This window comes from Rhodanobacter sp. GW835-FHT13D09, from assembly GCF_058793995.1.
The window spans coordinates 87,011-112,452 of sequence record NZ_JBXAGL010000007.1 but is presented as its reverse complement, the minus strand read 5'-3'; the positions used below and the strand labels follow the sequence as shown (position 1 = coordinate 112,452).

The 25,442-nt window shown below is 68.9% G+C and carries 29 protein-coding genes; 3 read left to right on the top strand and 26 right to left on the bottom strand.

What is annotated here, in order from left to right; all coding sequences use genetic code 11:
* The first annotated feature begins 19 nt into the window (after window positions 1–19).
* Window positions 20–1,213, top strand: a complete 1,194-nt coding sequence (locus AC1Q5A_RS11185) for an NAD(P)/FAD-dependent oxidoreductase (RefSeq protein ID WP_492700792.1) — start codon at window positions 20–22, stop codon at window positions 1,211–1,213.
* A gap of 131 nt (window positions 1,214–1,344) precedes the next feature.
* Here the strand turns inward: AC1Q5A_RS11185 and AC1Q5A_RS11180 are convergent, their stop codons facing one another.
* From AC1Q5A_RS11180 to AC1Q5A_RS11135, 10 genes are all read right to left on the bottom strand, one after another.
* Complete coding sequence (locus tag AC1Q5A_RS11180; RefSeq protein WP_492700791.1) at window positions 1,345–2,517, bottom strand: class I SAM-dependent rRNA methyltransferase; 1,173 nt, start codon at window positions 2,515–2,517, stop codon at window positions 1,345–1,347.
* A gap of 279 nt (window positions 2,518–2,796) precedes the next feature.
* A complete protein-coding gene (locus AC1Q5A_RS11175) occupies window positions 2,797–4,932 on the bottom strand; it encodes a phage tail protein (protein WP_492700790.1) in 2,136 nt (711 codons plus the stop codon).
* Window positions 4,925–5,158, bottom strand: coding sequence for a hypothetical protein (locus tag AC1Q5A_RS11170; protein ID WP_492700789.1), 234 nt, complete (start codon window positions 5,156–5,158; stop codon window positions 4,925–4,927). The genes AC1Q5A_RS11175 and AC1Q5A_RS11170 overlap by 8 nt, the downstream gene beginning before the upstream one ends.
* The gene (locus AC1Q5A_RS11165; protein WP_492700788.1) at window positions 5,155–5,316 is read right to left on the bottom strand and encodes a hypothetical protein; all 162 of its coding nucleotides are present in this window, start codon (window positions 5,314–5,316) and stop codon (window positions 5,155–5,157) included. Before AC1Q5A_RS11165 ends, AC1Q5A_RS11170 begins: the two co-directional genes overlap by 4 nt.
* A complete protein-coding gene (locus AC1Q5A_RS11160) occupies window positions 5,316–5,558 on the bottom strand; it encodes a hypothetical protein (RefSeq protein ID WP_492700787.1) in 243 nt (80 codons plus the stop codon). Before AC1Q5A_RS11160 ends, AC1Q5A_RS11165 begins: the two co-directional genes overlap by 1 nt.
* Window positions 5,559–5,567: 9 nt before the next feature.
* On the bottom strand, window positions 5,568–6,359 hold the full coding sequence (locus AC1Q5A_RS11155) for a phage BR0599 family protein (protein ID WP_492700786.1): 792 nt from the start codon (window positions 6,357–6,359) through the stop codon (window positions 5,568–5,570).
* A complete protein-coding gene (locus AC1Q5A_RS11150) occupies window positions 6,356–8,065 on the bottom strand; it encodes a hypothetical protein (RefSeq protein WP_492700785.1) in 1,710 nt (569 codons plus the stop codon). Before AC1Q5A_RS11150 ends, AC1Q5A_RS11155 begins: the two co-directional genes overlap by 4 nt.
* A gap of 3 nt (window positions 8,066–8,068) precedes the next feature.
* Complete coding sequence (locus tag AC1Q5A_RS11145; RefSeq protein ID WP_492700784.1) at window positions 8,069–8,923, bottom strand: hypothetical protein; 855 nt, start codon at window positions 8,921–8,923, stop codon at window positions 8,069–8,071.
* Window positions 8,923–10,122 (bottom strand): hypothetical protein, encoded by a 1,200-nt coding sequence (locus AC1Q5A_RS11140; protein WP_492700783.1) that lies wholly within the window; start codon window positions 10,120–10,122, stop codon window positions 8,923–8,925. Before AC1Q5A_RS11140 ends, AC1Q5A_RS11145 begins: the two co-directional genes overlap by 1 nt.
* A gap of 1 nt (window position 10,123) precedes the next feature.
* On the bottom strand, window positions 10,124–13,096 hold the full coding sequence (locus tag AC1Q5A_RS11135; protein WP_492700782.1) for a phage tail length tape measure family protein: 2,973 nt from the start codon (window positions 13,094–13,096) through the stop codon (window positions 10,124–10,126).
* Window positions 13,097–13,137: 41 nt separating this feature from the next.
* Between AC1Q5A_RS11135 and AC1Q5A_RS11130 the strand changes: the two genes are divergently transcribed.
* Window positions 13,138–13,419, top strand: coding sequence for a hypothetical protein (locus AC1Q5A_RS11130; protein WP_492700781.1), 282 nt, complete (start codon window positions 13,138–13,140; stop codon window positions 13,417–13,419).
* Here the strand turns inward: AC1Q5A_RS11130 and AC1Q5A_RS11125 are convergent, their stop codons facing one another.
* On the bottom strand, window positions 13,420–13,545 hold the full coding sequence (locus tag AC1Q5A_RS11125) for a hypothetical protein (protein WP_492700780.1): 126 nt from the start codon (window positions 13,543–13,545) through the stop codon (window positions 13,420–13,422).
* Window positions 13,545–14,081: a DUF6631 family protein gene (locus AC1Q5A_RS11120; RefSeq protein WP_492700779.1), complete on the bottom strand. Its 537-nt coding sequence runs from the start codon at window positions 14,079–14,081 to the stop codon at window positions 13,545–13,547. The genes AC1Q5A_RS11125 and AC1Q5A_RS11120 overlap by 1 nt, the downstream gene beginning before the upstream one ends.
* 21 nt (window positions 14,082–14,102) lie before the next feature.
* Between AC1Q5A_RS11120 and AC1Q5A_RS11115 the strand changes: the two genes are divergently transcribed.
* Window positions 14,103–14,363, top strand: coding sequence for a hypothetical protein (locus tag AC1Q5A_RS11115; RefSeq protein WP_492700778.1), 261 nt, complete (start codon window positions 14,103–14,105; stop codon window positions 14,361–14,363).
* 75 nt (window positions 14,364–14,438) lie between these two features.
* Here the strand turns inward: AC1Q5A_RS11115 and AC1Q5A_RS11110 are convergent, their stop codons facing one another.
* The 14 genes from AC1Q5A_RS11110 to AC1Q5A_RS11045 form a co-directional block, all read right to left on the bottom strand.
* Window positions 14,439–15,200, bottom strand: coding sequence for a phage tail tube protein (locus AC1Q5A_RS11110; RefSeq protein ID WP_492700777.1), 762 nt, complete (start codon window positions 15,198–15,200; stop codon window positions 14,439–14,441).
* On the bottom strand, window positions 15,197–15,361 hold the full coding sequence (locus tag AC1Q5A_RS11105) for a DUF7210 family protein (protein WP_492700776.1): 165 nt from the start codon (window positions 15,359–15,361) through the stop codon (window positions 15,197–15,199). The genes AC1Q5A_RS11110 and AC1Q5A_RS11105 overlap by 4 nt, the downstream gene beginning before the upstream one ends.
* 2 nt (window positions 15,362–15,363) lie before the next feature.
* Window positions 15,364–15,831: a phage tail terminator protein gene (locus AC1Q5A_RS11100; protein ID WP_492700775.1), complete on the bottom strand. Its 468-nt coding sequence runs from the start codon at window positions 15,829–15,831 to the stop codon at window positions 15,364–15,366.
* Window positions 15,828–16,340, bottom strand: a complete 513-nt coding sequence (locus AC1Q5A_RS11095) for a gp436 family protein (protein WP_492700774.1) — start codon at window positions 16,338–16,340, stop codon at window positions 15,828–15,830. Before AC1Q5A_RS11095 ends, AC1Q5A_RS11100 begins: the two co-directional genes overlap by 4 nt.
* An 8-nt stretch (window positions 16,341–16,348) precedes the next feature.
* Window positions 16,349–16,684 carry a hypothetical protein gene (locus AC1Q5A_RS11090; RefSeq protein ID WP_492700773.1) on the bottom strand — a complete coding sequence of 112 codons (336 nt, stop codon included), beginning with the start codon at window positions 16,682–16,684 and terminating at the stop codon, window positions 16,349–16,351.
* 211 nt (window positions 16,685–16,895) lie between these two features.
* Window positions 16,896–17,060, bottom strand: coding sequence for a hypothetical protein (locus AC1Q5A_RS11085; RefSeq protein ID WP_492700772.1), 165 nt, complete (start codon window positions 17,058–17,060; stop codon window positions 16,896–16,898).
* An 89-nt stretch (window positions 17,061–17,149) separates the two neighbouring features.
* Complete coding sequence (locus AC1Q5A_RS11080) at window positions 17,150–18,073, bottom strand: major capsid protein (protein WP_492700771.1); 924 nt, start codon at window positions 18,071–18,073, stop codon at window positions 17,150–17,152.
* Window positions 18,074–18,116: 43 nt separating this feature from the next.
* Window positions 18,117–18,491, bottom strand: a complete 375-nt coding sequence (locus AC1Q5A_RS11075) for a hypothetical protein (RefSeq protein WP_492700770.1) — start codon at window positions 18,489–18,491, stop codon at window positions 18,117–18,119.
* A gap of 40 nt (window positions 18,492–18,531) precedes the next feature.
* Entirely contained in the window at window positions 18,532–19,659 is a 1,128-nt protein-coding gene (locus AC1Q5A_RS11070; RefSeq protein WP_492700769.1) for a phage protease, read from the bottom strand.
* Between the two features lie 233 nt (window positions 19,660–19,892).
* Window positions 19,893–20,372: a phage virion morphogenesis protein gene (locus AC1Q5A_RS11065; protein WP_492700768.1), complete on the bottom strand. Its 480-nt coding sequence runs from the start codon at window positions 20,370–20,372 to the stop codon at window positions 19,893–19,895.
* Window positions 20,372–21,646 carry a phage head morphogenesis protein gene (locus AC1Q5A_RS11060; protein ID WP_492700767.1) on the bottom strand — a complete coding sequence of 425 codons (1,275 nt, stop codon included), beginning with the start codon at window positions 21,644–21,646 and terminating at the stop codon, window positions 20,372–20,374. The genes AC1Q5A_RS11065 and AC1Q5A_RS11060 overlap by 1 nt, the downstream gene beginning before the upstream one ends.
* Window positions 21,639–23,231 carry a DUF935 domain-containing protein gene (locus tag AC1Q5A_RS11055; RefSeq protein WP_492700766.1) on the bottom strand — a complete coding sequence of 531 codons (1,593 nt, stop codon included), beginning with the start codon at window positions 23,229–23,231 and terminating at the stop codon, window positions 21,639–21,641. The genes AC1Q5A_RS11060 and AC1Q5A_RS11055 overlap by 8 nt, the downstream gene beginning before the upstream one ends.
* The gene (locus tag AC1Q5A_RS11050) at window positions 23,225–24,889 is read right to left on the bottom strand and encodes a hypothetical protein (protein WP_492700765.1); all 1,665 of its coding nucleotides are present in this window, start codon (window positions 24,887–24,889) and stop codon (window positions 23,225–23,227) included. The genes AC1Q5A_RS11055 and AC1Q5A_RS11050 overlap by 7 nt, the downstream gene beginning before the upstream one ends.
* The gene (locus AC1Q5A_RS11045) at window positions 24,889–25,440 is read right to left on the bottom strand and encodes a phage protein Gp27 family protein (RefSeq protein ID WP_492700764.1); all 552 of its coding nucleotides are present in this window, start codon (window positions 25,438–25,440) and stop codon (window positions 24,889–24,891) included. The genes AC1Q5A_RS11050 and AC1Q5A_RS11045 overlap by 1 nt, the downstream gene beginning before the upstream one ends.
* Between the last annotated feature and the right edge of the window lie 2 nt (window positions 25,441–25,442).

Genomic DNA, 25,442 nt, shown 5'->3' with positions numbered 1-25,442 from the left:
GTCGGCCCGGGAGGCAGATATGGAACATGTTCACGATTACCTGATCATCGGCGGCGGCATGGCTGCCGACGCGGCCGCCAAGGCGATCCGCGAGGTCGAGGCCACGGCGAACGTCGGCATCGTCGGCGCCGAGGCGCAGCCGCCGTACCAGCGGCCGCCGCTGTCCAAGGCGCTGTGGAAGGGCGACAAGTCGGTGGCCGACATCGAACTGGCCACCGCGCGAAGCGGCGCGACGCTGCATATGGGTCGGCATGTGGAGTCGCTGGACCGGGTGGCGCGCACCGCGCACGACGATCGCGGCGACAGCTACCGCTACCGCCGCCTGCTGCTGGCCACGGGCGCCACCCCGCGGCGGCTGCCGTTCGAGGGCGGCGAGCGGATCATCCATTTCCGCACGCTGGACGATTACCAGGCCTTGCGCCGTTACGCCCAGCCCGGTGCCTTCATCGCGGTGATCGGCGGCGGCTTCATCGGCTGCGAGCTGGCCGCGTCGCTGTGCAGCCTCGGCTGCAAGGTGACCCTGCTGTTTTCCGGCGGGACGATCGGCGCGGGGCGCTACCCCGAGGGCCTGGCGCATTATCTCGACGACTATTACCGCAGCCGCGGCGTGGATGTGCGCGCCGGGGTGCGCGTGCAGGGCAGCAACCCCACCGACGGCGGGGTGGAACTGGTGCTGTCCGATGGCAGCCTGCTGCGCGTGGAGGCGGCGGTGGCCGGCCTCGGCGTGACGCCGAACACTGCGCTGGCCGAGCAGGCGGGCCTTGCCGTCGAGGACGGCATCGTGGTCGACGCCCGGCTGCGCAGCAGTGACGCGGACATCTGGGCTGCCGGCGACGTGGCCAACTTCCACAATCCGGCGCTGGGCCGGCGCCTGCGCGTGGAACACGAGGACGCGGCGGTCAGCATGGGCCGGCATGCCGGCCGCGCGATGACCGGCGTGGCCGGGGAATACACCGTATTGCCGTTCTTCTACTCGGACATGTTCGACCTCGGCTACGAGGCGGTCGGCCTGCTCGATACGCGGCTCGAGGTGGTCGAGGACTGGCGCGAGCCTAATCGCGAGGGCATGGTGTATTACCTGGATGGCGGCCGCGTGCGGGGCGTGCTGTTGTGGAACACGTGGGATCAGGTGGATGCGGCGCGCGAACTGATCGCCGAGCCCGGCCCGTTCGATGCCGTGTCGCTGCGCGGGCGGTTGCCGCGCAAAGTATAAACAACCTCTACCGAAAGGCGGCCCTGATCCATCCGGCAGCCTCGTAGGGCGGGCAATGCCCGCCGGCTTTGGTTCTTGTGGATGTGAGGTGGGGCGGCGGGCGGTGCCCGCCCTACGGAATTTCGGAGGACTCATTCCACCCGGCAGAACACCGCCTTCAGGTAACGGCCTTCCGCCACGTCGGTGCGGAACGGGTGGTCGGCGCCGGCGCCGCGCACCTCCAGCACCTGGATTTCGCGGCCGGCGTTGAGCGCCACCCGGCGCAGCATCTCCAGGAACTCGCCTTCGCCGACCAGGCCGGTGCACGAGCAGGTCAGCAGCAGGCCGCCGGGCGGGATGATGTCCAGCGCCATGCGGTTCATCGCGAAGTACTTCTTCAGCGCGTCCATCACCTTGCTGCGGTCGCGGGTGAGCTTGGCCGGGTCGAGCACCACCGCGTCGTAGCGCTCGCCGCGCGCCACCGCGGCACGCACCCAGTCGAAGATGTCTGCCTGCTCGAACGCCACCGCGACCTTGTTGGCGCCGGCGTTGGCGCGGGCGACGTCGAGGATGCCCGCATCCAGATCCACGCCGACCGCCTCGCGCGCGCCGGCCGCCATCGCGTGCACCGCGAAGCCACCGGCGTTGCAGCACAGGTCGAGCACGCGGCGGCCCTTCGCCAGTTCCGCGAAGCGCTTACGGTTGTCGCGCTGGTCGGCGAAGAAGCCGGTCTTGTGGCCCAGGCCCGGCGCGGCGTGGAAGCGCAGGCCGTGCTCGTGCACCTCGAACGGCGCCGGCACCTCGGGGCTGCGGCAGTCGAACGACTCCTGCTTCTGCACGTGCGACTCGGCGAACCAGTACAGCTGCGCGCCGGGAAAATGCGTGAGCAGGGCGGCGTGGATCGCCTCGCGGAAACGCCACATGCCGGCGGCGAAGTATTCGATGACGAGGACGTCGGCATAGCGGTCCACGATCAGCCCGGAGAGTCCGTCGCCCTCGCTGTGCACCACGCGCCAGGCGTCGCTGACGGCATCGAGCCGCAGCCAGTCGCGGCGCAGCTGCACCGCGCGGGCGATGCGCGCGGCAACCCAGTCGGCGTCGATCACCGCATCCGGATGCGTGTCAAGCAGGCGCAGCGCGATGCGCGCGTGGCCGTTCCAGAACGCGCGGCCGACGAAGCGGTCTTTCGCGTCGTGCACCTCGACCACGCTGCCCGGCGGCAGTTTCGCCTCCGGCTTGTGCAGCTGCGCCGACCACACCCACGGATGGCCGGGGCTGCGATCGGATTTCAGGCGGATGACGGGAAGCGCGGTGGACGTATTCATCCGCGCATGATAGCTGGTGCTCTGCGCCTCCCCCTGCCTGGCAGGAGGAGGTGGGGGGGGCGGGGAAGATCAATGTAAGCGGACATTTGGTTTGCAAAGTGGGGACACTTGGTTTGCACAGCCCGCCGCAGGAGCAGGAAGGGCATCCTAACCGGCCATTGAAGGGGGTTCAAACGGGCCTTGATGGCGGGCCACCGGCCGGCCGGAAGGGGCCGCGCTTGATCCACGTCCTGTCGTGGAGAGAGGCCGGGCTGCGTCAACAGCCCGGCGCTCCGTTTGTCATGTGAAATCGAACGTGGCCGCCAAGGGTTGCCAACTGGTGTAGCCATCGCGCACGGCGTCGACCTCGACGCGCACGACGCCGGTGCCTGGGTTTGCGGGCGTATGCGTGGCGGCGGTGATGCCGGTGGTGGTGGACTTGAGCACGCCGCCGAGGTAGGTGCGCACGGTGTAGGTGGTGCCGGTTTCCGGGCCGATGTTGGCGGCGGCGGTGTCGATCAGTTGGTCGGCCTGCTGCTTGCGGTCGCGGTGCGTCCAGGTGAGCACCAGGCCGGCGGCGGACGACACGGCCGCGGGGTAGGCGACGCCGTTGATCTTGAGGCCGCCCGGCGCATACGGGCGGATCTGGCGCTTGCTGAGCAGCAGGCTGGCGATGGTGGCCAGCGCGGGGTCGAGCGCGCCGGCGCCGGCGTGCGTGAGCAGCTTGGCGTTGATGGTTTCGCCGGTGGTGTATTCAGTGCGGTCGGCCGCGGTGAAGTGGTCGGTGAACCAGACGCGGGCGCCGAGTGCGTGCTCCGCCGGCACGGTGTCGACGCAGCCGCGGGCGAGCGTGGCGGTGCCGGCGGCGGGGTTGATGGCGTCGACGCGGAAGATCTCGTCGTCGATCAGCGCCTCGCTGCCGACGGCGACGAGGTCGAGATCCTTGGGGCTGGTGAGCGTGACGGCGACCGGCGCGGCGCCGACCGGCATGGCGGCCGCCAGCAGGCCGGTGGGTGTGAAGTCGCCCGACGCCACGTCGACGAAGGCGCCGGTGGTGCCGATGCGGGTAGTGAGCGCGTAATTGACCGGCACGCCGGCCGGCCGGGCCGCCAGCGCGCCCACGTAGCCTGCCAGCGGCGCAATGGCGCCGAGGTCGGCGGCCCGCAGGTTGGCGGCGAGGTCGCGGTAGCTGGATTCGAGCAGGCGCTGGACGGTGATGGCCTGCGGCGCGAGATTCGGCGCCGTCCACAGCGCCGGCTGAGCGACCAGGTAGGTGGTGGTGGGCAGGCTGTAAACATCCTGCGCGCAGATGAGCGTGATGCTGTTGGCGGTGGGCGTGCCGCGCTCGATCTCCAGCACGCGGATGGGCATGCGCGAGAGGTTGAGGCGCGGCCAGCTGAAGGCCAGCACGTCGCCCTTGCGCACGTCGAGCGAGGAAAACACCTTGAGCTTCATGCGCGCTGGCAGGCTGCTGCTGGCGTGCAGGTCGCGCTGGCCGAGCCGCAGCGCCAGGGCCGCGTTCCAGGCGCCGTCGTAGCGCACGGCCTGGCTGATCACCCGGCCCTGCGCCTGGATGTTGGCCAGGTTGGGGATCGCCGGCGTCGCCGCGTCCTTGTTGGTGGCGCTGTCGCGGTAGGTCACCACGACCTGGTTGATCGAGCCGGCCAGCGCGCCCTGCTCGAAACTGACCAGCTCGACGATGTTGCTCTCGTCGACCAGCGGCACCGTGGCGATGTCGTAGTCGCCGCGGTAGAGCTTGAGGTACTGCTTGCCGGTGGTGGGGTCGTCGACGAAGTCGCCGCCGGCGTGGTCGCACACCATGCGGATGAAGTTGCCGGTGACGTCGCTGCGCGTCCAGCGCAGGCACAGGCCGAGCCCCTCGTTATAGAGGGTCTGCGCGGCAGCCTTCATGCGCACCAGGTCCAGCGCCTGGTTCGGGTCGCGGCCCAGCCCGGTGGTGGGGTCGGTGATGGCGCGGTAGATGAAGTGCGCCGGGTTCATGCCGTCGCCGATGCGGCACAGTGCCGGCTCCCACACGGGCGTGCGCCAGCCGGCCGTCCAGCGCTGCACCTGGAAGCCCCACGCCTTGATGTAGGGGTTCATGGCGCCGACGATGCCGCGGAACACCAGCATCACCTTGCCGCGGAACGCCGGCATGGGCGTGCCGAGCTGGCTGATCAGATACGCGTTCGGCATCTGGGTTGCCTCGCCCATCATCAGGTCGGCCGTGCCCTCGATACCGCCTTCCTTCTTCTCGCCACCGAACAGCTCGCGCGCATTGATGCTGATGGGGCCACTGGCGGTCACGTTGCCGGACCAGGCCAGGCGCCCGCCGCCCGTGATCTTGCGCAGCGCGTCGATCGGGCCGGTGCTGAGCCCGAACATGATGCCCATCTGGTACCAGAAGCCGATGGTGACCTTGCCGCCCTTACCCATTGCCCGGTGCCCCCGCCGCGGCCTCGGCGCGCGCGATGGCCACTACGCGCTGCGCGAACGCGTCGTCGATGGCCTCGGCCTGCGCGATCGGCAGGCCCTCCTCGGCGAGCTGGCGCAGGTCGACGTCGTGGCGCGCGCACCAGTCGCGGATGCCGTCGGCGCACAGCACGCCGACGCCGCCCAGCTTGGCGGCGCGCACGTGCTGCATGGTGACGATGATGCTCACGATGTGGCCCCGGCGATGTAGCGATACCCCACCGTCACGTCCACATACATCTGCCACCAGCGCCGGCCACGAGCGCAGGCATGGCCGTGCAGCACGGCCTCGATGTAATAGGGGTGCGGCCAATAAAAGCGGCGCTTGATAGGCTCGATGCTGTTCATTACTTGCCGCTCGATGTCTGGATGGGCGGGTAGACCTTGAGGTCGCCCCACCAGGTAAGGTTGGGGTCGTCGATCCACACGGTGCCGCCAAAATCCGTCACCTCGCGGCCGTCCTCGACGGTGGGCACCTCGAAGTCGGCCGCCAATGGCGGCTTGGCGTTCTTTGGCTTCGGCGCCAGCGCCACCGACAGCACCAGCGACACGACCATGACGATGAGGTAAACCCAGGTGATGGGGTCCATCGGCGGCTCCTAGTAGATGGGTTCGCCCGAGAACGGGTTTTTATCGGGGATGAAGGGGTCGCCGCCATAGTTCACGGCGTTGTTGAACTTGGTGTCGCAGGTGGCCAGCGTGTGATCGTCGCCGGGGTAGGTGGCCACCACCGTGCCCGCGGGGACCTGCGCCGGCCGCAGCAGGGTCAGCACGGTGCCGACGTGCGAGACGATGGGCCGGCGCTCAACGATGCCAGCCACCGCCCACTCGATCCAGCCGCCGTCGAACCAGCCGTTCGGCTTGGTGCCCCAGGCCGCCGCGGTGGCGGTGACGCCCGCGGTGGAGATGATGGTGGCGTTGACGCGCATGGTCTCGCGGTCCACGTTGCACTCGCCCAGGCCGGTGCCGTAGGTAACCAGCGGGCAGCCCTTTTGCCAGTTGCGCTTGAGGCCGAGGCCCTTGAGGCTGGCCATCGGCGGCAGGCCGTGGATGATCGCCTTGTTGGTCTGCCACTCCACGCTGCCGATCACGCCCACCCAGCGCGTTTCCACCACGCCGTCGCTCTTGCGCTGGCGGCGCAGGACCATGTCGATGTCCTGCATGGGCGCGGTGCCGCGGTAGAGATCGAGCAGCGGCAGATCGGTGGGCACGGACAGGTCGAGCACGTTGCGGGTGAGGTCGACGCTTTCGGCCAGGCCGCTGCGCTTGATGTTGGCGTAGGTGTAAGGCTGGGTGAGGTACACCAGCGCCTTGTTCTCGGTGACGTAGCGCCAGTGCTGCACGCCACGCGAGAACTCGTAGAACTCGATCCAGCGGCTGATGAAGCTCACGGCTCCTCCTTCGGCACGCCGACGAAGGTGGTGCCAGCCGTGGCGGTGCCCATGCTGTCGTGCACGTGGCCGATCTCGACGCGATCGCCGGCGAGCGTGGCCAGCATCAGCCAGCTGATCTGTCGCACCTGCGCCGGCGTGACCGCCGCGCCCAGCGCGCTGTCGATGCCCAACTGCTCAGTCTGCTCGTCGACCTCGACGGCCGCGGTGAGCTTGCGGTAGTACACCGTGCCGTTCTTGAGCTCGATACGGATGTGCCGGCGCCCAGGCCGGCCGTACACGAAGCGGGTGATGCCGGAGGCCGCCACCGTCAGCGAGGCCGCCGTGCCGGTCAGCGTGGCGGCCAGGGTGATGTCGGCGTTCCCGCTGGGAAGCCACAGCGCGTTGCCGCGGCCCTTCAGCCAGTACAGCAGGCTGCGCAGCGCGGCACGGTCGGCGCGGCCCTGCACCAGCCAGTAGAACGGTTGGCTGATCCAGGTTTGGCCGCTGAGATCGTCGAGCGTGGGCGTGCCCAGGTCGTTGTCGATGGTGACGACCACGCGGCGGTAGGCGGCGGCCAGATCCTCCGGCTCGTTGGTGCGCGTCTCCAGCACCGGAATGCCGAGGTACAGGGCGGCCGGCGCGATCGCTGGCCAGGTGCAATCCTCGGCGGCGCGAAAGCGCAGCTGCGCATCGACGCGCTCGTCGTGCTTGCGGTTGAGCGTGGGGTAGTCGGTGAGCGCGGCCGTGCGCACCGGCACCACGCGGTCGCCCTTGCCCCATCCCTTGGCCAGTGGCTGCTTGAACGTGATGGCCGCGGCAGTGAGGGTGAGGATTTCGGCCAGCTCGTAGCTCGATGCCGAGCGGTAGAACGCGACTAGGCCGCCCTCGACGTAGTCCAGGTCGGTGGTGTCCAGCGCGATCACGCTGGTGCCGGCGGCGATGGGCGCGGCGAGCCAGGTCATGTCCGGCCACACCGGCAGCGCCCAGGTGCGCGAGCTCCAGCTGTACAGCGCGTTCTCCATGATCTGCCGCTCGGCGCCCTCGGCGATCACGCCGAACTCCCACTCGCGCCGCGGTACCTCGCGGCACGGCTGGCGCAGCTGGCTGCCGTCGACGGCATCCTGCGCATCGGTGAGCCAGCTGAGCGTCTCGGTGACGGGGTTGGCCCAATCGGGCGCGATCATCCAGGTAGTGAGGCGGTTGCCGGTGATCGCGACCGAGATCGGGGCGCTGCCTGCGAACAGCCAGCTCAGCGTGGCGTCGATGATGGGCGGGCCGTCGGTGCTCACCGCCACCGACCAGGTGCGTTGCTGCAGCGGGTTGAAACTGAGCGGCAGCGCGCCCTCGCCGGTGGCAGTGATGCCACCGGCATTGACCAGGTCGAGCGCAGTGAGCGTGCGCGGCTGGTCGGGCCAGGCGTTCCACACGACGATATTGCGCGTCTGCGCCGTGCTCAGGTTGCCGATGTCGAGGCGCGCCGGCGTGATGTAGGTGCGGTAGTAGTAGTCATCCATGTAACCGCGCGCCGGCGTGGTGTTGATCACTCGCGGGTGCACCTGCGCGGCCACGCGGGTCGGTACCATCGCCGGCGCCGTGCCGGCGTCGAGGGGCGCCGCGGGCGGCCAGCCCGTCCACGCGCTGCGGGCGGCCAGGTCCGTGCTGATCTGTGGTTGCGTGTATTGCGACAGGCTGGCCTGCGCGCTGGCGAGGAGTATGACCGTCATGGCCTATGGGCCGTCGTACCGCAGCGCGTGACCGCAATTGACGATACCCAGCCGCGCGTCCTTGGCCCACCACGGGTAGACGCGCCAGCGGTCAGGCCCCAGGGTGATGACCTGTTCCGGCACCATATTGGCGAGGTTGACGTAACGCGCGTGGCGACATTCGAGCACGGGTGAAATGAAGCCGCCGGTGCGCGGCGCATAGACGCGGATCGGAATCAGGATCGAGCGGCTGTTAAACGCGTTGGGCTGCAGGATGAAGGGGCTGTACCAGTCCCGCCACGCGCCCTCGACCTTCCAGGTGGCCGAATCGAGCGCATGATGCACCGCGCCGTTCTGCCGGTTGCCAGCGTATTGGATGCCGTAAAACAGGCCCATGACCGCGCAACTGCCGTTATCGCCGCCACTCGATAGCAGACTGCCGGCATCGGTGTTTGCACCAAAGACGGTGTTTTGTGACCCGGAGTACCAATTGCCGCCGCCCACCAGCCCCGGCTGCGCTGATTGCCCGAACGCCAGGCACTGATAGAACGTCCCGCCGTAGCGCACCACGACGTAGACCTCATCCGGCGCCGTATTGATGTGGATGAAATAGTCGAGGGGGAACGCGTAGGCTACCAGGGTGCTGGTGCGACCGAGGACGCAGGCCAGCTCATCGGCGATGCCGAGAAGATTATTGCTGACGTCGATGCCGGTGCCGGCGGTGAGCTGGAGCTGCGTGCCCGAGATGGTCAGCCGCTGATAGCACGTGCCCTTGGACAGCACGCTGCCGGCCAGCGTCCAGCCATTGGCCGTGCAGGCACCCTGGATCGCGGTCAACAGGCTAGCGACGCTGGCGGCGGTGCCGGTGATGTAGGCCATCAGTTCATCTCCAGCAGGAGGTAATCGCCGATGCCGTTGCGCTCCGTATCGGCCATGACCACATACGATTTGCCGTCCAGGACGCCGGTATTCTCGGCCTGGTTGTTGAAGCCGCTGATGTAGCGCACGCCGTCCAGGACGCCCCAGACATTGTTCTCGCCGGCCAGTTGATCGACGGCCCGGGTCATGATCTCCACGGCGGGCGGCGCGTAGTAGCCGCCCGTGTCGCGCACCAGCGCGGGCGCAGCGTTTTCCGCACGCGTCCACGGCGCGGCGCGATACGGCCGCCAGACCCCGCCGGCATCGCGGAAGCGGCCGCAGTCGTAGTTGTAGTAGGTGCCCGCGTTGTACACACAGCCCTTCAGGCCGGTGGAGTGCTGCGCGGTCGTGTCGGAATAACGTGTCGCGGGTGTCGGCGCGGACAGCGTGCCGGCGACCAGCAGTGGGTAGGGGTACTCGCCTGGCGTCGCATAGGCGAAGAACTTGCCGGCGTAGCCAGGCTCGTAAGACAGCGGCGCCGACATGCGCAGGCCGAACATGACCCGCTGGGCGTTCACCGCCAGCCAGTAGTCGATGCGGTTGTTGTGCGCGCACACACCGCGCTCGAAGTACCCGGGCTGCGCGGTGAAGGCGCTGTCCGCGACATACCCGGTGAAGCCGGCGCAGGTGAGGTTGTAGTAGTCGCTGGCCACGTTGTGGTAGCTGCGGAAGCCGATGAAGACCTGCTCGGTACCGCTCAGGCCCACGCCCTGCAGGATCAACTCGCGGTTGCTGCCATCGGTCGGCGTGGTGTAGCGCAGCTGCGTCCAGCGCTGCGCCGCTGGCAGCGCGCCGACCGTGGCGGCGATGGTCCACTTGTCGCCGACGGCGAACAGCGTGGCGCCAGCGGTGATAAGGAACTTGAGCAGTGCGTTGTCGTAGGCCACGCCCGCGGTGGCGTTGGCCTTGGCGCCGCTGACGCTGCCCACGACGCTGAACGTCGCGCCCGCGCCGGCCACGGTGCAGGTGATCGTCCAGGTTTCGCTGACGGTGGCCGGGTAGGTATCCACGCCGGTGAGCGTGCCGTTGCCGGTGCCGGCATAGACCGGCGCGGCCGCCGTGCCGTAGCCGAGCGCGAAGCGGCGGATCTTCTCCAGCATCTGCCAGTGGGCAAGGCCCTCGCTGCCGGTGTTGTCGACGAAGCCGATCTCGTAGGCCATGTCAGCGCGCCATCTGCCGGATCTTGGTTTCGTTGCGCGAGATGATGTTCATGACGCTGGTTTCTCCGTCGCTGCTGTCCAGGTAATCGCTGACCAGCGCGGGGTCGATGATGTTGACGTTGCGCAGCGCCACCTGCGCGCCGGGGCCGCGCGCGTCGTTGGCCGCGCTGCTGGGCAGGCGCGTGCGGGTGGGCGCGGCGCTGATGCGCGGGGCATCGTTGAGCGGGTTGACGTAGCCGCCGTCGGCGTAGCCGACGCTGATGGCCTGGCGCAGCGCATGGAAGCCGGACGGGCCGCCGATGGCGGCGATCTCCCGCTGGCTCAGCACGCCCTCGCCGCGGTGGACCACGCCGGCCACCTGGTACTTGCCGCCGTGGCCGGTGTAGCCGCCCTCGGCGAAGCCGCCGACCGCGCCGATGCTGTTGGCGATCATCAGCGTGGCGGCCGCGGCCTGCAGCTTGTCGGCGCTGGTGCCCAGCAACGCGGAGGCGCCGCCGACGATGCCGCCGGCCAGGGCCAGCTTGGCGGCGCCCGCGCCCACGTCGGCCTTCTTGTCGCCGCCGCCGAACAGGTTGCCCAGCCCCTCGATGGCCTTGGCCGCCAGCGCGCGCGCGGCGACCTGCGCCAGGCTGGCGATGACGGTGCGGGCCAGCGACTTGAACGCCTCGCCCACGGTCATGGTGCGCGTGGCCAGCCCCACCAGGGCCTGCTCCAGGCCGCTGGTCAAACCGCTTTCAAAGGCGGTTTTAAGGTCGTTCGTCTGCAGCTTCAGTCGGCCCAGCTCGGCCTCCAGGTTCTTCAGCTGCTCCACCGCGCGCGGGTCGCCGGTGGCGGCCACCAGCTCGCGCATCTTCGGCAGCAACGCATCGAGCTGGGCGGCGGTGGCGTGGTGCAGGTCGAGGATCTGCTTGCGCGCGCTGTACTCGCTGATCAGGCCGGCCTGCTGCTCGGCCTGGATGCCCTGCTCCTGGCGCCCCTGGCTGGCCAGGACCATATCCACCTGCTGCTGCAGCTGTTGCAGCTGCGCGCGCGCCTCGCCCACGTTGATCAGCGACTTGACCAGGCGCACGCCCGCCTCGTCGCCGCGGCGCTGCAGATCCGCCAGCAGCTCGCCGTACTGCTGCTCGATCTGCAGCTTCGCCGCCTCGGCCTGCTGGCCGGTGGCGGTGAGGTAGGCGATGTTGAGGCCGCGCGACTGGTCGGCCAGCGCGCGATCGCGCGCCTGCGCGGCCAGCTGCTGCACCTCGGCCACCTGCGCCTGCACCGCCGCCACGTCGCCGCCGGCCTTGATGGCCTTGCCGCCGGCGGTGCCGGCCGCCAGCATGGCCTTGGTGTACTGGTCCCAGATGCCGGTGACCGGGCCGAGCGCCTTGTCGCCGAGGGACAGGATCTGGTCTTGCAGCTGCTTCTGGGCGGCGGCGAGGGCGTTGGTGGTGTCTTTGGTCTTGGGTACCTTCGGATCGGCGTAGCGTTTCTCGATCTCCGCTTTGAGCTTGACCCAGCCCGCGCCCTGCGGCGTGTCCGCGGTGGGGCCGTCGAAGTTGATCCCTTCCGGCAATTTGCCGCCAGCCAGGTGGATCTTGTAGAGATCCAACGACGCTTTATTGAGCGCCTCCTGACGCTGCTTGGCCCGATCGAGGCTGGTGGTCAATTGGTCGATGCTGGCAGCGGCGGCTACGCCCTCGGCCTGGACCTGCTTGGCCACACCCTTGGCCGCCGCATCGGACTGCACTTTGAGGGCCGCCGCCTGCGCCGCCTGCAGCTCTTTGTATGCCGCCTGGGCCTGGGCGAACAACGTGTCCCGGTACCCTTTGGTGGACGATGCGCTGAGGCTGTCCTGGTAGGCCTGGTAGATCTTGTTGTACTTGGCCAGTGCCGCCTGGAACTTGTCGGTCTCGTCATCCGGGCGGCCGATGTCCTGCAGGCCGGACTTGATGCGATCGACGCCCCGCGACCAACGATCGGCGAACGTTTCCATCCACCCCATGCGCCGATGCAGCTCGTCCATCTTGTTCGCGGTGTCATCCGCGAACGACGACGCCACAAGTTTCAACGCCTCGTACTGGTTGCCCGCCTGCTGCAGCGTCTGGATCTGCTGGAACAGCGTGGTGTTGAGGAAGTGGTACTGCTTGTCCAGCTCCAGCGCCGCGCGCACCGGATCATCGGCGACCTTGGTCCACTCGGCCACGACCTCCTGCGCGCTCTTGCCCGTGAGTGCCGCCATGCTCACAGCGGCGCGGCCTACCGTGTCGAGCGCATCGCCGGCGATGCGGCCGCTGCCGATCAGTCCGTTGAGGATCTCGCGCGCCTGGCCGCCGCGCCCGTTGATCGCACTCAGCGATGCCGCCAACTGGGTTACTTCCCCAGTGGTCGTGCCCGCATAGTTGCCGGTGACGATGATCGAGCGCGCCAGCCGCTCATTTTCAAGGTAGCCCTTCACTGTGGCGGCGGCCAGCAGCCCCAAGGCGCCCACGACGCCCATGATCGCGAGGCCCGTGGCGGAGAACGCCAGGCTCGTCAGGCCGGAGTAATTGGCCAGCGTCATGCTGGTCTGGGTGAACCGCCCCCATTGGCCCGTGGCCATGTCCTTGGCCAGGAAGCCCAGCTCGCGCCGCGTCTGCGCGGTATTGAGGCCGAAGGTGTGCATCGACTTGCCGGACTTGTCCAGGCCGGCGCGCTGCTTGTCCAGCAGCGTGTTGAACCGGGCGAACGTCTCGTCGTCGATCCAGCCGCTGCGCTTGAGCGTGGCCAGCTGCGCCTGTTTCTTGTCCAGCTGGTCCAGCTTGCCGATGGTCGGGTCGAGCTTGGCCAGGAACTGGGACAGCGCGGCGGTCTGGTCACGGTTGAGCGACGCTGCCTTGGACGACGACTTGCCGGTGTTCTCGATCGACTTGTTGAGCCGTTCGACCTGACCGCGCGCACCGTCCAGCTCGGCCTTGATGCGCAGGGCGATGTCGAGATTGCGATCAGCCACTGGTATGCTCCGGCGCGTCGATCACGGAGGGGTACACCGACATGGCACTCATCACCTGCCCGGACTGCACGCACCAGGTATCCGATGTAGCGCCGGCCTGCCCGCGCTGCGGCCGGCCCGTCGCGCCGCTGCAGGTCGAGCAGACCGGCAAGCGATACAAGGGGATGATGGCGTTCGGGTTCATCGGTTGCGTGCTCGGCTTGCTTCTGAGTGGGGTTGCGTCGGTGGCGGGGTGGCCGCTCTGGCCCTCCTTCCTGCTGGCGATGGCCTGCTTGTGCCTCTACCTCTGGGCGATCTTTGCCGCCTGGTGGCGCCACGGCTGATCAGCCTTTCCGCATCGCCTCCACCATCGCCTGCATCTGCTTGAGCCCGTCCTTGCTCTGGCAGCCGCCGTAGCCGTTGGCGACCGCCTCGATCAGATCCGCCTGCTGCAGCTCGCGCCGGCGCATCAGGCGCCGGTGGAAGAGTCGGAGCTGCCGCTCGGTGTATCGGCCGAGCTGGTCGGGGGTGCCGTATCCGGCGGCGGTGAGCTCGACGTAGATGTCGGCCCAGCGAACAGCTCGTTCCGCCTCGCCCGTTCGCCGCTCCGGCGGATGAGCTGGCGGAGAAAAAAAGGGCCGCACACGGTCCACCACGTCATCAGCAGCTGGTCGGCATCCGCGTCGCCGAGCGACTCGATCCAGGCCACCTTGACGTTGGCGCTCTGCGCGATCGCGCCGCGCACAAGGTCGTAGTGCTCGCCGACCACCGCCAACACGTCGTCGGTCAGGCCCTCGCTGGCGCCGAACAGCTGCTCCAGCGCCAGCAGGAACGGCCGCGTCTGCGCGCGCAGGCGCAAGCCGTCGACGAAGCCGTACTCGCGCACGGTGATCTTGCGGCCGGCGAGGGTGAGCGTGATGTCGGGGTGCATGATCGCCAGATCGTCGGCGCCGCTGGGAGGCGGCGCCGACTTGGCTTTCGGAGTTGAGGTAACTTTGCGGGCCATGTCTACACCAGGGGAAAAGGGATGGACGATTCAGAGCGACTGCAAATCGTGGCGGCGGAGCAACGCGTGCTTGGCATGATGGTGAGCGCGCTCATCGCCACCCACCCAAGGCCCGCCGCGCTGCGCGAATTCGTGCAGCAAGCCACACTCGAATGGACCGACGACCTGGCTGTGCAGGAACAGCGGCATGACGCACCGCTGTTCCACGCGACGTTGCGCCGCAAGCTGGCGTTTTTCGCCGAGGTGCTGGACCGCGTTGCCGGGCAACCACCCGCAGAATGACCCGCTCGGCGGCCGTGCTGTCCATGTAATCGGGCAGCACGGCCGGGGCGATAAGGGTCACGCGGCGGGCCACCGCTAGACCTCCGTCGGCAGGCTGATCTTGCCGAAGCCGCCCAGCTTCGTATCGGCCGCGTTGGTCGCGTCGAACAGCACGTTGCCGCCCATCGACAATTCGCCGAGGTCGGGGGTGATCAGCGCCAGGTCGCTGACCGGGTCGATCTGGCAGCGGTACAGCCGCACCAGCAGGCGCTCGTTGGTGAGCGTGTTGATGCCGTCGAACACCAGGTAACGCTCTGGCACCGCCTCGGTGAACATGGTCAGGTCGACGCCGGCCGCGTTGCTGTAGGCGGCCTTGATCGGTTCGACGTAGGTCGGCGTGAGCGTGCTCTTGATGGTGAGCAGGCTCGCCGCCGCCGATTCGATGGCGTAGTCGGTGCCCAGCACCAGCGTCTTCGGCGTCGCGGTGCTGTCGGTCAGCGCGACCGCGCTGGCGTTCGCCTTGTCCAGCACCACGGTGTCGCCGGGCTTCAGGCCGGCCGGCAGTGCCTCGCCGGTGACCGTGCCGGCGGCGATGGTGGCCACGGTGCCGTACAGCGCCAGGGCCAGCACGTTGGAGCTGAGCTGGTTGGGCTTCAGGGTGATCTCCACCTTCTTGGCCTTTTGCAGCACCGCGCTGGTCAGGCGATTGCCGCTCCAGCTTTCGATGCGCTCGGACTTCTCGGTGGTGAGCTTGAGCGTCAGCTCGCTGTTGTCGCCGAGCCACTTCAGTGCACCGGCTTTGCCGCTGGCCAGGCGCGTGCCGAGCCAGACCTTGCCCTGCAGCGAATAGTCCTTCATGCCTTGGTCTCCTCAGCGGGGGCCTTGCCGACGCTGCCGGTCACGCCGTGGTCGGCGAGCCACTTCGCGTCGGCTTCGCCGACCTCGATCTGCGCGCCGGCGGGGTAGTCCACGCCGTCGTGGGTGTGGGGCTGGTTGAGCGTTACCTTTACGGTCTTCATGGTTATCGCGCCTCTGCGCCGATGAGGGTTTGGGTTTTCCACACGTCGCACCACAACGCGGTGGAGTCGTCGTACTGCAGCAGGTCGCCGCGCTGCAGCTCGAAAGGGCGGGCGCCGGGCACGTCCGGCACCCAGCCGGACAGCACGGCGCGCACCTGGGCGATCAGCGCGTTCATGCCGGCGCTGAGCTGCGCGCCGGCCTGCTCGCGGTAGTTGCGGCCCACGATGACCACGCCCACCGCCACGCTGCCGCGCTGCGCGGTACGCACCTGGTCGCCGCGTGCGCCGTGGCCGGGCGGGTTGGCCTCGAACGTTTCCTGCGCCAGCACCACGTACACGCTGGGCGGGGTGAAATCGCGCAGGCTTTTCACCGCCGCGTAGTCGGCGGCCAGGCCGACCAGGCGCAGATCCGCCACGCCGGCCTTGATGCGGTCGGCCACGGCCTGCACGTTGAAGGGCGCGAAGCTCACCGGAAGCTCCGCAGCTGGTCGCGGCCGAACACCTTGGCGTCCTGCACGATCTTGATGTCGCCGGAATTCGGGTTGTTGACCACCGGATCGTCGACGCCCAGGCTGAATTTGTTGTCAGCGGTGAGCTGCAGCAGCTTCATCGCGTCGCGGTAGTCGCGCAGGATCGGGTCGTTCGCCTCGCCGCTGATGCGGTCCTTGTGCAGCAGGTAGCGGGTGATCGAGCGTGCCCAGCTGGTGACCACGCCGGGCGTCTTGGCCAGCGGCAGCGTGTAGCGCTTGGCCAGGAAGCCGTCGATGGTGCCGCCGGCCTCATTGATGGCGGCATTGATGCGCGCCAGCGCGTCGTCGGCCACGGCCTGCAGCGCGGGCGCCCAGGCCGTGCGGTCGGTGCCGCGCAGGGTGGCCTCCATCAGGTCGTCCGCCACGATCGCGTCGCGCTCGCGCGTGGCCACCTGGGCCAGCTCGCGGGCGCCAGGCTTGTCGGCCAGTTGGGCGGGCGTGACGTACATGCCGATGCTCAGCCGTTGTCCGCCGGCGCCGCGTCGCCGCGCTGCGCGCTGGCGTAGCCGTCGCGGAAGCCCTGCGCCTTGGCGCTGGCCAGGTCGTGGGCGGAATAGCCCTCGGCCGGCGCATCGCCAGCGGAGAACGTGACCAGGTACTCGCGGCCGACCGCGAACTGGTCGTAGGCGGCGGGGTTGGTGATGCACAGGTTCATCGCGCCGCTGGGCGTGGCCTGCGACCAGGAGTAGTTCGGGCTGTTCGGATCGCTCGAATAAACGGCCGCCAGCTTGACGTTCTTGTAGTTGCCGAAATCCTCGATCGAGGAAACCTTGAGCTTGGCGCGGATGGACATGGGTGACTCCTGCGTGCTGAGCGATCGGGCAACCCCGGCCGCTGGAATGAGTGCCGTCTCTCCGGCTGTCACGTCTGGGTTTGGGGCCTGCTGATTGGACCGACGTTCCGCAACCTTCTCCCCGTGGCCTCTGGGGCAGTGCCCTTCCCGGATCGGGCAACTGAGAAAACGCGCTCTGCCGAGCGGCCGGGTTTTCAGTTCTTCACGTGTATTACTTGGCCGGCGCCTTCGCGGCCTTCTCCGGCGGCGCCTCGATCGCGCTCACCGCCAGCAGCGGCTGCGCCTGCTTGTCTTCCAGCTCGATCGGCTCGCCGATCTCGTAGCGCTCGCCGTCGCAGTCGATCGGGGTGAGCGCCTGGTAGGTCTTCTTGGCCATGTGGCCTCCTGATGGTTCCGCCGCCGGCGACGCTCAGGTCGCCGGCAGCCGCGCGGCGCGGTGGCCGCGATGGGGTTGGCCAGGCGCGGTCAGGCGACCGCGTTCTGGAAGAAGTAGCTGAGGTCCTTGGCGCAGACGATCTCCTTCAGGCGCTCGCCCACGCGGGCGCGCACGGAGCCGGTCAGGCCGATCTTCGGCTCGTCCATCGTGCCGGCGATCTTGCTGCCGAACGCGCCGGTGAAGCCGTAGGTCACGCCGCTCTGCGGGCCGGCGGTGCGATCGCGGTAGATGAAGGCGGCGTGCTTGCCCCACACGCGGCTCATCGCAGCCGCCTGGCCCTTCTTGGCGGTGTTGACGAAGCCGGCGCCCACGTAGAGCTCCTGCAGCTCGAAGAAGTCCGCGAACTCCTGGCGCGAGACCATGCCGGCGCCCTGGGCGGTGCCCTTGATGGCCTGCACGATCTTCACGTTGCGGCGCAGCTTGGTCCAGGTGGTCTGGCCGAAGACCGCGATGTTCGGGCGCATGATGGGCACGTCCAGCGCGTCGCCGATCGCCGCCACCGGGTCGCTGGTGGCGTCGCTCCACTGGCTGGTGCCGACGAGCGTGCTGGTGTTGGTGTGGTTTGCGGTGTTGAACACCATGCCGGCCACACGCTGCTCGCGGCCCAGGTTGACCAGGTTGGTCAGGAACCCGGTGGAGGTGCCCAGCGGGTCCACGCCCTGGTTGTCGGCCTCGATGTCCTCGTTCGGCACCAGGTCGTCCAGGCCGAAGTCCTGGCACTTGTCCTGGATCTCGGTGGCCTGGAAGTCGATCTCGTTCGGCGCGCTCTTGCGGCCCACGCGGGTGTCGGGAACGGTGTAGCCCTGCGCCAGGTCGTAGTTCAGCCACTTGAACTCGTAGGCGACGGGCGTGCGCGGCAGCACCAGGTCGGCGATCAGCGCGATGTCGGGGTTGCGGTAGGCCAGCGCGATCGCGGTGAGGCGGGCGTTGGTGGGAAACGGGCGAGTTGCCATGAGCGGGGCTCCAGTGGAATGAGGGGCGACGGCGTGCGGGCGATCAGCCCTGCATCACACCGGGGGCGATCAGCATCGGGCCGATGTCGCCGGCCACGGCCGCCACCTCCGCGAAGCCGATGATGCGAACGTTGGCGGCCACCGCCGGCGCGGCCTTGACGGCCTTGCCGGTGAGGTCCGCGGTGAGGGGATCGCCGGCCGCCACGATGCCGCCGAACAGCACGTCGGCGATGCCGGCCTTGACGATGTCGACGCGCTCGCCGTTCGCGGCGGCCACGGATTCGTTGACGCCGATCAGCGCGTCGGTGGCCGCGGCGGCGGCGGCGATGGTGCCGTCCGTGGCGCCCGGCTTGACGATGAGGTAGGCGCCGATGGCGCCGCTCGCGGTGTAGTTGCGGTTGAAAACGTTCTGGGCCATTGCGGGGCTCCTGAGTGCTTGGGGTGGCGGCGCGCGGGACTCAGGCGGCCGGATGCTTGATGACGTGGTCGACGGCCTGCGCCGTGGTCACCGCGACGCCCACCGCAGCCTGGTCGGCCTGGTACTTGGTGGCGCGCGCGGCGATGGCGGTGGGGTCGCCGTCATCCGCCGGGGCCTGCGGCGCGCGGCCGCGGGTCTGGCTGTTGGTGAGCGCGGCGATCGGCTGGGCGGTGTCCAGGTACTTGGTGAGCGCGGCGATGTCGGACTTGCCCAGGTCGCGTGCCCACTGCTCCTGCGGCTTGACCAGGCGGCCATCGGCCAGGCCGGACTCGACCAGCGCGTCGACCTGGTCGGCCTGCTGCTTGGTGGTGAGCGCGGCCAGCTGATTCTTGACCTCGTCGAACGCGGCGATGCCGACGAACTTGGCCGGGTCCGGCTCGGCCGGGGCAGCCTCGGCCTTGGCGCGCAGCGCGGTGCAGGCCGCCACGGCATCGGCAGTGGCGTCCACGCCCAGGGCCTTGCGGATGTCCCCGAGCGGGTCGGCCTTGACGTGCGCAGCGAGCGCGGCGATGGCCTGGTCTTCGGTGGTTTCGGTGGCGGAGAGCGCCAACGCGGTGCAAACCGCCAGCAGCAGCTTGTTCATAGGGGGTTCCTCGATGTGGATGCCGAAAGTGGCGGCAGCGCGGAGCGCAAGCGGCTCCATGCCGTCGATGGCCGGGTTGTTGGTGATCGCGGCCATCTGGATATCCAGCACGTCGCCGGTGCGGCGGTCGTACGTGAACACGGGGCTGACGTAGAGGTATTCCAGGTCGTTGATTGCCTGGCGGGCGCGCGCCGTCAGCTCGACGGTGCCGAACAGCCCACGGCCTTCGTGCCACACCAGCCCCCTGATCCAGGCGGCGGCGGGTGCGGGCTGGCCGTTGGTTTCCTTGTGGAGCGTCTGGTGCTCGTAGTCGACGACGGCTGGATTCTTGCGGGCGGCAAACCGGGCAATGACCTTGCCGGCCACGGCCTGGTCGATGTGCCAGTGCGCCACCGGGATCGAGCGGCCGTCGCTCGGGCGGAAGTCGCCGGCCGGCGTCAGCTGCATCTCGATGGTGGTATCGGCACCCGGCGCCAGCGCGAAGGCGCAGGCGGCAAGGGCGATAGCGGGGGAAGTACGGGCCATGCGGCCAGTTTCGGGGCGCCACCCTGGGCGGGTGGGGCGAAACGCTTCGCTGGAGAACCCAGCCCGGGATCGGGGCGTTCCGGCGTGTTTTCCAGCCTACGCCGTCGGACGGGAGGCCGGCAAGACACCCCGAGGGCCTTTGAAGGCATTTAAAACCCGTTTAAAAACGCCGCGCCCCCGGCAAGGCATACCCTTGCCGCCACGGGGCGCCCCGGAGGCGCTCACAGGGCGCGTCAGGCGGCCGGCCCGGAAAGGGCGGCGCGGATGTGATCCTGGGTGAGTTGCACGATCTCGTCGGCGTCCTGGTCGCTGATGCCGAGCCAGGGGCGTGCGGGGATGCCGCGGTGAGGGTCGCGGCTGCCGAACTGGTGGATGGCGCCGTAGATCGCGTTGGTGCCCACCAACACCGCCGCGTCGCCGTCGAGCTGCCAGCTCAGCTGGTCGCCCAGCATGTGGTTATCGAACTTGAGGATCGGCACGCCGGGGCGCTTCTTCTTTTTCCAGCGCGCGTAGGAAGGCTCCAGCGCGCGCCAGCGGTTGCCGTCGGGATCGACCTGGTCGACGCCGCGGTCGCGCGTGCTGCGCAGCAGGTACTCGCCGATGTCCGACAGCAGCAGCTTGCGGCCCTCCGGGCTCAGCCGCGCGCTGACGAAGTCCAGCGCCGCGGCGGCGGTGTCGGTGTTGACGTCGAGCTCGATGCGTGCGCCGGCCATTACAGCTCACCCTTGAGCAGTTGCAGCTCGCCGGCATCGACCCGCGCGGCGAGACTGCCGCCCGGCACTTTTTCGGTGCCGGCATAAGCATTGATCCCGCCCGCCACCGCCAGCGTCACCTTGACCACGGTGGCCACGGCGCCCACGCCGGTATGCACGTACAACAGCTGGCCGCTGGTGCGATCGAGCAGCACCGCGTCGGCATCGCGCAGCGCGCTGGTCACGGTCACGCTCGATGCGCGGGCCACGGCGGCATCGCCGGCGCCGATGGGCGCGCTGCCTGGCGTCACGCCGGCCGCGGCCAACGCCCGCACGGTGTCCACATCGAGCGAGCCCACGACCAGGTCGTTGTTCGGCACGCTGGCGGCGCCCACCAGGCCCAAGCCGATCAGCCATTGGTGCCAGGCGGTGAAGGTGGCATCGAGCACCTGGGCAACGCCCGGGCGGGTGATCAGCTGAGCTAGCAGCTCGGCGCCGGCCAGTGCGGGCAGCTGGCCGGCCTTGCGCACCGTGTCCTGGGTGAGGCGGACCAGCAGCTGGCGTGGCGGCGGCACGGGCACGGGCGGCGTGCCGCGCTGGCCCTGCTCGAAAGCACTGCGCCCTGGCGCATAGCCGAAGCCGGGGTCCACGCCCGCGGGCGTCTGCACGGTGCGCGGGCTCGGCCCGCGCTGGCCCACGGTGACTTCCTGCATGTCCACCGGCGGCGCGGTATCCGGGCCGGTCTTGCCCAGCCGCGCCAGGTCGCGCGCGTTGAGCGCCTCCACGGTGCACTGGCAGCCCCAGCCGTTGGGCGGGTAATGCGTATCCCACCACGGGTCGTCCGCGTGCAACACCAGGCCATCCCATGCCAGGTGCATCGGCCGCGGGTGCTGCACGGCGTCGCTGTGCCGGTAGCGCCAGAACGGCCGCACCTTCTTCAGCGCCTGCAGCTGGGCATAGCGCCCCGCCGCGTAGCTGGTGCGCAGGTTGGTCTCGAAGATGACGCGGGTGCGCCAGTTGCGGCCGCCGTTGTAGGCCCAGCCGTACTTGGCCACGATGGCGTCGAAGTCGCGGCGGAACGCTTCCAGCCCGGTGCCGTCGGCGATGGCCTTGTCCACCGCGCTGCGCAGATCCACCAGCAGGTCGATGCGGTTGGCGCCGGCGACCATGAAGGCGTGGTCGTGCTCGGCCTCCCACACATCCGTCCAGGCGTCGGTGAGCACGTTCTTCTTGGCGCGGAAGAACGCGATCTGTTCCTTGAACGGCAGGCTGCCATAGGCAACGCCACTAGCCACCGCTGGCCTCCTGCAGGATCTCGTAGCGCCCGGCCAGCGCGGCGGCCGCCAGGCCCTGCGCCATCGCCTCGGCGTACTGCTCCAGGCTCATCTCCGGCGCCAGCTGCAGGATGCCGTCGCGCAGCGCGTCGAGCGAATCGACGCGGCCGGCCAGCGCGCGGATCTGCGCCAGCCAGTCGCCGATCGCCGGCGACACGCCGGCGTCGAGCTGGTCGACCATGCGCGCGGGCGGGTCCATCGGTGTGGCGGGTTGCGCGGTGGCCGCGGCGGTAGCGGGCGGTGGCGCCGCGGGATCTGCCGCGGGTGGCATGGCCGGCGCCGGCGGCTTCGCGGCCACCAGCAGATCGGTGTCGTCGGCCTCCGGCTCCGGCACGCCCAGGCGCTCCTGCGCCCACTTGCGCGGGATCTTGAAACCGACATTGACCAGGGCCGGCAGCGCGGTGGCGTACGTGGCCATGTCCTCCACGTCCTCCACCGCGAACGTGAAGCGCGGCGCGCGTCGCAGCGTGGTGGCCAGGCCGTTGAGCGCGGCGATCGGGTAGATCAGGTCGCGGGTGAGCGTGGCGGCCACCTGCTTGGCATCGCCGTCGCGCAGGTCCTTGCGCACCGCGTCGTGCACCATGCCCAGCGCGTTGGTGCTGCTCTTGCCGTCCGCCTGGCTGGTGAGCGTGCCGCCCAGGATCACCTTGCTCTGGGTCTTCTCGCACCACTCGATCATGGCCTGGAACGCGGCCGGGTCGCCGGTGGCGGCATCCTCGAACTGCAGGTCCATGCCCTGCGGCACGATGCCGGCGGCGTTGTGACCCAGCTCGGACAGCGCGCGCAGCAGGGTGGCCTTGTCGGCGATGCTGGCGCCCGGCGGGTACTTGCCCAGCCGCAGCGGGATGCCGTAGATCTCCAGGAACTCGGCGAGGTCGGCGACGCTGTAGTTCTTGAACAGGTACGGCCATACCAGCACGCGGAACATGCCCGCCCGCGCCAGGTGGCCGCTCTTGGCCTTGTGCGTGTGGGTGATCCAGCCGAACGGCTGCAGCGGCTCGCCGTCGGCCGTGCTGTCGCGCAGGCGGATCTCCTCGCGGTAGCCGCGGTGGATCTTGAACCAGCTCTGCGGCCGGTGCGTGATGGTCTTGGGCAGCCAGTTGCCGTCGAGGCGGTGCCACTCGATCTCCAGGCAGCAGTAGCCCTTGCCGATCGCGTCGGTGGCGTCGAAGACCATCTCGTCGAAATCGGGGATCTCGGCGAGCAGCTCTTTCAGCTTCGCGGCCGCGACCTTCTCCGCCGCATACGGGCTGGTGGGCGGCACGATGTCCCAATCGAGCTGCTTGATCGCGCCGCGCCGCTTGAGCATTTCGCTGGCCAGGTGGCCGTCCTTCTCCTCCATGTCCTCGTACAGCTCGCACTGCGCGATCAGGTCGCCCTGCTCGGCGCGGTCGAGGATGGCGGCCAGGCGCGACGGCGTGAGCCCGCGGCTGGGGTGGGTCTGGTACTCGTTGCGCAGCTGCAGCGTCCTGCTGGTCTGCGGCTCGGCCAGGTCGGCCGTGCGGATGGGCTGGCCGTCCGGCCCGAGGATTTTCGAGGTCACCATGCTTTCGGTCCCGAGTAGTGGAGCGGCTCTTCGCCGAGGGCCAGCGCATCGTCGACGACGTCATCGAAGCCGCGCACGCGCGCGGGCACGGCCTCCCAGGCGATCTCGCCAGAAAGGTTGATCGTGGCGAACCATGCCAGTACCAGGAACACGGCAAAGTCGCCGTGCCGATACAGATCAGGGTCTTTCAGATCCTTCCGACGTGTCGCCACGATCTGCGGAATGCCGTCGATCTCCTCGATCGCGCGCACGTCGTTGCCCAGGTCAGCGTCCGCTGGATAGTCGATCACGGCGTCTTCGTGCGCCTGGATCAGCTTGGGCATCCACGTGCCGTACCAGTTCCGGCTGAGCTTGATCTGGTGCACGCTGGTGCCGTACTTGTCGCCGGTGTATTCGGCGAAGGTTTCGCCCGAGCCCGTGGCATCCATCGCACCACCGCAACGCCGCGGCAGGTGGTCGATCATCGTCCAGACGATCTGTTCCTGCTGGCGTGCCGGCACGTTGTTCATTTCGATCACGAACGGCACGGATCGGCGCATGTCCTGGTTAATCGCCACAGGACCGGCGATGGAGAAATCGCGGTGACGAGCCCAGTCCTGCGCGAACACGTGGCGCAACGTCGGGTCGAGCTTGGCCAGCTCGGGCTTCAGGTAACGGTTGATCCAGTCGTCGACATAGGACTCGCGTTCCTTCTGCGACTTCTCCGTGAAGTCGCTATCCAGCGCCAGGCGCAGCACGGTGCGGCCCGGCACCATCGCCTGGTCGATCCACACGCCGGGGATGCACACGCCGTTGCCGTCGCGCGGGATCGCGTCCAGCTCCTCGCGCATCGCGGCCTTGCGCGTGCCGTAGCCGTTGCGGATCTTGGCGTACCACTTGGCTTTGCCTTCGGCGCTGGGCGTCCAGCCCTTCATCATGCAGACGCGCTCGTAGATGCCGTTGCCCACCGCGTCGTCGAACGTCACGGTGAACACCTTGGCGTCCTCGCCGTAGCGGCCTTCCTCGATGTCCTTGATCAGCTGGTTGAACGGGTTGCTTCGACCGTTGTGGCTGGAGATTATGATGATCTCGCCGCCCCAGATCAGGAGCGCCGTGGCCGCGTCGAGCACGCCCTGCACGTCGGGGTGGAACGCCGCCTCGTCGATCACCACCACGCCCTGCAGGCCGCGGATGTTGGCCGGGCGCGACGACAGCGCGGTGATCTGGAAGCCGCTGGCGAAACGGATGCGGTACGAGGTGATGTTGCGGGTACGCCCGTTCTCGTCCTGGTCCTCGAACAGGAACTCCTCGATGCTGGAGACGCCCGTGCCCTGCGCCTGCGCGATCACGCGCGCGAACTTGGCGCAATAGCCGACGAACTCCAGGCCCTTTTCCTTGGTGTCGCCGATGTAGAACACGTTGTCACCGCCGGCGCTCTTGCGCGATGCGGCCTTGATCGTGCAGTCCAGCGCCACCGCAAACGTGATGCCGGTGCGGCGGCCTTTCGATGCCACCTTGATGGAGGCATGAATGGCCAGGAACGCCGACTGGTGCGCCATCAGCACGCCGTCGGCCAGCGGGTTGAAGCCGTCCGGCACTTCGCGCACGCTGGCCGGCAGCTCGTCCCACTCGACGCTGCGCAGGGTGCTCGACAGTGGGCGCAGGGTGCCGTCGGCCATCAGCCGATACCCAGGACTTTCTTGCGCCAGAACTCGACCTGCTCGGGGCCGAGGCCCTGCGCGCGGGCGACCTCCTGCAGGTTGCCTTCCTGCTCGGCCTGCAGCTGCTCGCGCGCCACGCGCGCGATCTCCTGCCGCTCGGCCAGGCTCATCTTGCGGGCTTGCATGATGGCTCGGGCGCCGCGCGCCAACTCGCCAGCCTCCTTCGCCGAGATCTTCTTGTCCTCGTCGGAAGCATCGAGCACCAGGCTCGTCATGACCGTCGTCAGGCCGTTGACCATAAGCTGGCCAGCGCGATCCTGTGGGTCTTCACCCAACTCGGCGACCAGTGCCGTGCCTGCCGCCTGGATCTCGCGCATTCGCTTACCCAGCTCTGCAACCTGCTGGCTGTAGCGGCCCACCGCGCTGCGGCTGGGCACCTTGGCCGCGGGGTAGCGCTTGCGCACCAGGGCGAGGATCTCGTCCAAGGTGTGGCGATCCTCGCGGATCAGCTTTTCCAGGTAGCGGCGCTGCTCGTCGGGCAGGCGCTTGATGGTGGAGGCGCGCGGCATGG

Coding starts and splice junctions, on each gene's coding strand:
- AC1Q5A_RS11185 (WP_492700792.1), top strand. CDS start 20: ATGGAACATGTTCACGATTACCTGATCATCGGCGGCGGCATGGCTGCC.
- AC1Q5A_RS11180 (WP_492700791.1), bottom strand. CDS start 2,517: ATGAATACGTCCACCGCGCTTCCCGTCATCCGCCTGAAATCCGATCGC.
- AC1Q5A_RS11175 (WP_492700790.1), bottom strand. CDS start 4,932: ATGGGTAAGGGCGGCAAGGTCACCATCGGCTTCTGGTACCAGATGGGC.
- AC1Q5A_RS11165 (WP_492700788.1), bottom strand. CDS start 5,316: ATGAACAGCATCGAGCCTATCAAGCGCCGCTTTTATTGGCCGCACCCC.
- AC1Q5A_RS11160 (WP_492700787.1), bottom strand. CDS start 5,558: ATGGACCCCATCACCTGGGTTTACCTCATCGTCATGGTCGTGTCGCTG.
- AC1Q5A_RS11150 (WP_492700785.1), bottom strand. CDS start 8,065: ATGACGGTCATACTCCTCGCCAGCGCGCAGGCCAGCCTGTCGCAATAC.
- AC1Q5A_RS11145 (WP_492700784.1), bottom strand. CDS start 8,923: ATGGCCTACATCACCGGCACCGCCGCCAGCGTCGCTAGCCTGTTGACC.
- AC1Q5A_RS11140 (WP_492700783.1), bottom strand. CDS start 10,122: ATGGCCTACGAGATCGGCTTCGTCGACAACACCGGCAGCGAGGGCCTT.
- AC1Q5A_RS11130 (WP_492700781.1), top strand. CDS start 13,138: ATGGCACTCATCACCTGCCCGGACTGCACGCACCAGGTATCCGATGTA.
- AC1Q5A_RS11125 (WP_492700780.1), bottom strand. CDS start 13,545: ATGCGCCGGCGCGAGCTGCAGCAGGCGGATCTGATCGAGGCGGTCGCC.
- AC1Q5A_RS11120 (WP_492700779.1), bottom strand. CDS start 14,081: ATGGCCCGCAAAGTTACCTCAACTCCGAAAGCCAAGTCGGCGCCGCCT.
- AC1Q5A_RS11115 (WP_492700778.1), top strand. CDS start 14,103: ATGGACGATTCAGAGCGACTGCAAATCGTGGCGGCGGAGCAACGCGTG.
- AC1Q5A_RS11110 (WP_492700777.1), bottom strand. CDS start 15,200: ATGAAGGACTATTCGCTGCAGGGCAAGGTCTGGCTCGGCACGCGCCTG.
- AC1Q5A_RS11105 (WP_492700776.1), bottom strand. CDS start 15,361: ATGAAGACCGTAAAGGTAACGCTCAACCAGCCCCACACCCACGACGGC.
- AC1Q5A_RS11095 (WP_492700774.1), bottom strand. CDS start 16,340: ATGTACGTCACGCCCGCCCAACTGGCCGACAAGCCTGGCGCCCGCGAG.
- AC1Q5A_RS11090 (WP_492700773.1), bottom strand. CDS start 16,684: ATGTCCATCCGCGCCAAGCTCAAGGTTTCCTCGATCGAGGATTTCGGC.
- AC1Q5A_RS11085 (WP_492700772.1), bottom strand. CDS start 17,060: ATGGCCAAGAAGACCTACCAGGCGCTCACCCCGATCGACTGCGACGGC.
- AC1Q5A_RS11080 (WP_492700771.1), bottom strand. CDS start 18,073: ATGGCAACTCGCCCGTTTCCCACCAACGCCCGCCTCACCGCGATCGCG.
- AC1Q5A_RS11075 (WP_492700770.1), bottom strand. CDS start 18,491: ATGGCCCAGAACGTTTTCAACCGCAACTACACCGCGAGCGGCGCCATC.
- AC1Q5A_RS11070 (WP_492700769.1), bottom strand. CDS start 19,659: ATGGCCCGTACTTCCCCCGCTATCGCCCTTGCCGCCTGCGCCTTCGCG.
- AC1Q5A_RS11065 (WP_492700768.1), bottom strand. CDS start 20,372: ATGGCCGGCGCACGCATCGAGCTCGACGTCAACACCGACACCGCCGCC.
- AC1Q5A_RS11055 (WP_492700766.1), bottom strand. CDS start 23,231: ATGGTGACCTCGAAAATCCTCGGGCCGGACGGCCAGCCCATCCGCACG.
- AC1Q5A_RS11050 (WP_492700765.1), bottom strand. CDS start 24,889: ATGGCCGACGGCACCCTGCGCCCACTGTCGAGCACCCTGCGCAGCGTC.
- AC1Q5A_RS11045 (WP_492700764.1), bottom strand. CDS start 25,440: ATGCCGCGCGCCTCCACCATCAAGCGCCTGCCCGACGAGCAGCGCCGC.